The organism is Flavobacterium aquicola (assembly GCF_003385115.1).
GTDB lineage: Bacteria > Bacteroidota > Bacteroidia > Flavobacteriales > Flavobacteriaceae > Flavobacterium > Flavobacterium aquicola.
Genome location: NZ_QUNI01000037.1, coordinates 1 through 3632, shown reverse-complemented (window position 1 = coordinate 3632; position 3632 = coordinate 1). Strand labels below are relative to the sequence as shown.

Annotated in this window: 4 protein-coding genes; all 4 read left to right on the top strand. The window is 29.9% G+C overall.

The features are described from left to right. The first annotated feature begins 123 nt into the window (after nucleotides 1–123). The 4 genes from C8P67_RS21820 (at nucleotide 124) to C8P67_RS21805 (ending at nucleotide 3403) form a co-directional block, all read left to right on the top strand. Nucleotides 124–1344 carry an immunity 26/phosphotriesterase HocA family protein gene (locus C8P67_RS21820; RefSeq protein ID WP_115815313.1) on the top strand — a complete coding sequence of 407 codons (1221 nt, stop codon included), beginning with the start codon at nucleotides 124–126 and terminating at the stop codon, nucleotides 1342–1344. Nucleotides 1345–1533: 189 nt separating this feature from the next. Further along, on the top strand, nucleotides 1534–2094 hold the full coding sequence (locus tag C8P67_RS21815; protein WP_115815312.1) for a hypothetical protein: 561 nt from the start codon (nucleotides 1534–1536) through the stop codon (nucleotides 2092–2094). 143 nt (nucleotides 2095–2237) lie between these two features. Further along, nucleotides 2238–2708 (top strand): hypothetical protein, encoded by a 471-nt coding sequence (locus C8P67_RS21810; RefSeq protein ID WP_115815311.1) that lies wholly within the window; start codon nucleotides 2238–2240, stop codon nucleotides 2706–2708. Between the two features lie 194 nt (nucleotides 2709–2902). Beyond that, a complete protein-coding gene (locus C8P67_RS21805; RefSeq protein WP_170141514.1) occupies nucleotides 2903–3403 on the top strand; it encodes a DUF2004 domain-containing protein in 501 nt (166 codons plus the stop codon). The last annotated feature ends 229 nt before the right edge of the window (nucleotides 3404–3632 follow it).

The following is a 3632-nucleotide window of genomic DNA, read 5'->3' as shown; positions in this document are numbered from 1 at the left end:
TAATAGAAAAATGGTTTTTATTTGGATGATTTGGCAAATCCGAAGAATGGGCTTAATTTAGTCCCAAACCCGCTGTAGTGCCAGAACGTTAGGTGACATTTTCACAGAAAAAACCAAAAATCAATGAATTTTGAATTATCAAATACAGAAAGAGAATATTTAGGACTTGATAAAGTAAAGCCAAATTGGGAAAAAGTAATATTAAAAGGCGATACTTACCGTGAACCAAGTATTTTATATTTTGAGGATAATACAATAAAGAAACATATAATTTCTACCCAAAATCAATATGTAGAATTCCAATATGATGAACTAACAAAGAATAGAGAAATCATATTGCCAAAAACAAGTAAAGGAAAAGAACAAAAATTAACTGCATCAGTTCTATCGTCAAAAACACCTATTGGAGTATATTTTTCATTAACCCCTTTTGGATATTTATTAATTGGAAATCATACTACAAAAACAACTTTTTACTCTAGCAATTGGGAAGACAAAACACAAAAAGAAGAAAATAAATTTAGTTTTTGGGTTCAAGATTTCATAAAAAACTCTGATGAAAATCATTTGCAAGAAATCAACAAGTTTAAAAATGCTAAAAAGAAAAACGTAAAATATAAATCAGGTGATTTTTTTGCATACAAAATTGATAGAACTAATTATGGATTTGGGCGAATTTTACTTGACATCAATAAATTAAGAAAAAGTAATTTATTAGAGAAAAATCACGGTTTAAATTTATTAATGGGAATGCCTATTTTGGTAAAATTGTATCCATACATATCGTTAGAAAAGAATATTGATATAAAATTATTAGAAAATCTAAAGGCTTTGCCTTCAGATTTTATGATGGATAACCATTTACATTATGGAGAATATGAAATAATTGGTCATAAAAAACTAGAAGAAAAAGAATTCGAATATCCAATATCTTATGGAAGAAGCATACGATTTGGCGATACGAATGTTTTTCTACAATGGGGTTTAATTCATAGAGAACTTCCTATCGCTAAATTCAATAAATATATAAGCGGTGAAAATATATTTTTACCTGAAAATAGTACTTCCAGATTTATGCAAAATCCTTACGGTTATTATTCTTGCGGATTTAGCACAAGTTATTGGAAAGTTGATATAGTTGAAACAATAAAAAACAATAATATATTTGACTTTAATCGAGAACCATATTACAAAACTGAATTTGATTTAAGAAACCCAAAAAATGATCTGTTAAGAAAAGAAATTATGGCTGAATTTGGATTAGATTCAAGTTTAACTTACGAAGAAAATTGTAAAATAACTGGTACGGAAGCAACTATAAAAATATTAGACAAAGTAAAATAAATAAAAAAACGTCACCTAACAGCCACTACAACGGATTTGGGCATTTGGCTTAATGAAAAAATGGTCTTGTATTTGGAATGATTTGGCAAATCCGAAGAATAGGCTTAATTTAATCCCAAACCCGCTGTAGTGCCAGAACGTTATGCGCTAATTTTGCAGAAAACTGGAGAATTCAAGAACAATTGAAAAATGAAAAAATACAATCTTATTATTTTCGGGTTTTTAATTTGCATATTATTTAGTGGTTGTAACAGCCAAAAGGAATCCGAAGATGTTTACAATCAAAAAGCAAACGAAATAATTATTCAAATAATAAAGGAAAGTAGCTGTAATTGTTTGCTGGAAATCCCAAAAGAATCATTAATTGAAACTAGTATTGCTGAAAATCCAAGTTTCGATATTCGAAGTTTCCTGATAAGTGAATTAAGAACAGACAATAATACAAATCTTGATAGTTTAGCCAGCTTTTCAAAATTTTTTCGTTTAAATTTAAAAGCATTGGAAAAAAACAATATTAAGATTGTTACTTTAGAAAATCTTAAATCTGTAAAAAATGGTAAGGGAAACGAAATTTTAAAAATGTGCTCGAAAGGAATAATTTGTATCAGAAAACCAATCTTTGACAAAACATTTCAAAGAGCTGTAATTGATTATAGCTTTGCATTAACTTGCGGAAGAGTTCTTCCATTTCCAATTTATGAATTTAAAAATCAAAAGTGGAACCGTGTTGAAAGAAAAAACTACCGCTAACAGCCACTACAACGGATTTGAGCATTTGGCTTAATGGAAAAATGGTTTTGTACTTGGGATGATTTGGCAAATCCGAAAATAGGGCTTAATTTAATCCCAAAACCGCTGTAGTGCCAGAACGTTGGCAGTAATATTACCAAAAAATGAGTAACGAAAATCCAAATTTAAAACTTTTAAGTATTTCAGTAATTTATATTCTGTCTACAGTTTTTATGTGGATGCTGTCTAAAAATAACGAAAGTACTTCACTAGGTTATTTATTTATACTTGTAATCATTTGGGCTATTTTGACAATCGTTGTGGGATTCATAATTTGGAAAGACAGAATAAAAATAAAAAAATGGAATATATTAATTCTTATATTTTGTACACCTATTCCTTTTCTGTGCTTTCTTTCTGCAACTTCCAAAGAACAAGTTAGAGGAACTTGGGAATACAATAAAAATAATCATCGTATAAAAGAAATCTCATACGAAAACCGAAAGGAATATTCATCAAGTGTTGATGAAACTACAGAAGAATATCCTATTCCTGCAAATGAGAAATATCACCTTGACAGTATTGTTTATTATGGGAAAAATTCGAAAATAATTGAAACTAAACATTTCAAGTGAATAAAAAATACTACTGCCAACAGCCACTACAACGGATTTGGGCATTGGGCTTAATGGAAAAATGGTCTTGTACTTGGGATGATTTGGCAAATCCGAAAATAGGGCTTAATTTAGTCCCAAACCCGCTGTAGTACCAGAACGTTAGCAGTAAGTTTAGACAAATGACATCTAAAAAAAAAATAAATATTAACAAAATGGCAGAATATACGTTACCACATTTCGGAAAATTACCAATAGGAAATTTAGAAGAATATTATGATGTTGACATTGAATTCAATGGAAACGAAATTCAGATAGACCTAAATTTTGAAGACAAAATCATTGACACGCCAACAATGGATAAAGTAAAAAACTTTATTGGCAATATTGATAAATTTGACAAACTAAACAAAACATATATTCATAGTGATTACAGTGACGAGGATGGTGACACGGTAAAGTTTTACTTAGAACATCATCTTGAAGAAATTAGTAAAGACGAAATTTCAACACTCATAAACTTTGACGACTCATCAACAGAACCTGAACAGCAACTTTTGACAAAATTGAAATTAGTAAGAGTTGGACTTTATCCTCACGATGAAGATAATTTTGCAATATTTGATTACACAATTGGACGTGAATTGACCGACTATTTAGTTGTAATAAAGACTGACGAAAACGGAGAATTGGACTATATGACAATGGAAAGTTGAGAAAAACCTACCGCTAACAGCCACTACAACGGATTTGGGCATTTGGCTTAATGGAATAATGGTCTTGTATTTGGATGATTTGGCAAGTCCGAAGAATGGGCTTAATTTAGTCCCAAACCCGCTGTAGTGCCAGAACGTTAGCAGTAATATTCCCGTAGAAACAGAAATATAACTATGAAAAGACAACTTTTGATTATAACACTTTTTGTACTATTAAATTCTTGTTCAA

Coding starts and splice junctions, on each gene's coding strand:
- C8P67_RS21815 (WP_115815312.1), top strand. CDS start 1,534: ATGAAAAAATACAATCTTATTATTTTCGGGTTTTTAATTTGCATATTA.
- C8P67_RS21805 (WP_170141514.1), top strand. CDS start 2,903: ATGGCAGAATATACGTTACCACATTTCGGAAAATTACCAATAGGAAAT.
- C8P67_RS21820 (WP_115815313.1), top strand. CDS start 124: ATGAATTTTGAATTATCAAATACAGAAAGAGAATATTTAGGACTTGAT.
- C8P67_RS21810 (WP_115815311.1), top strand. CDS start 2,238: ATGAGTAACGAAAATCCAAATTTAAAACTTTTAAGTATTTCAGTAATT.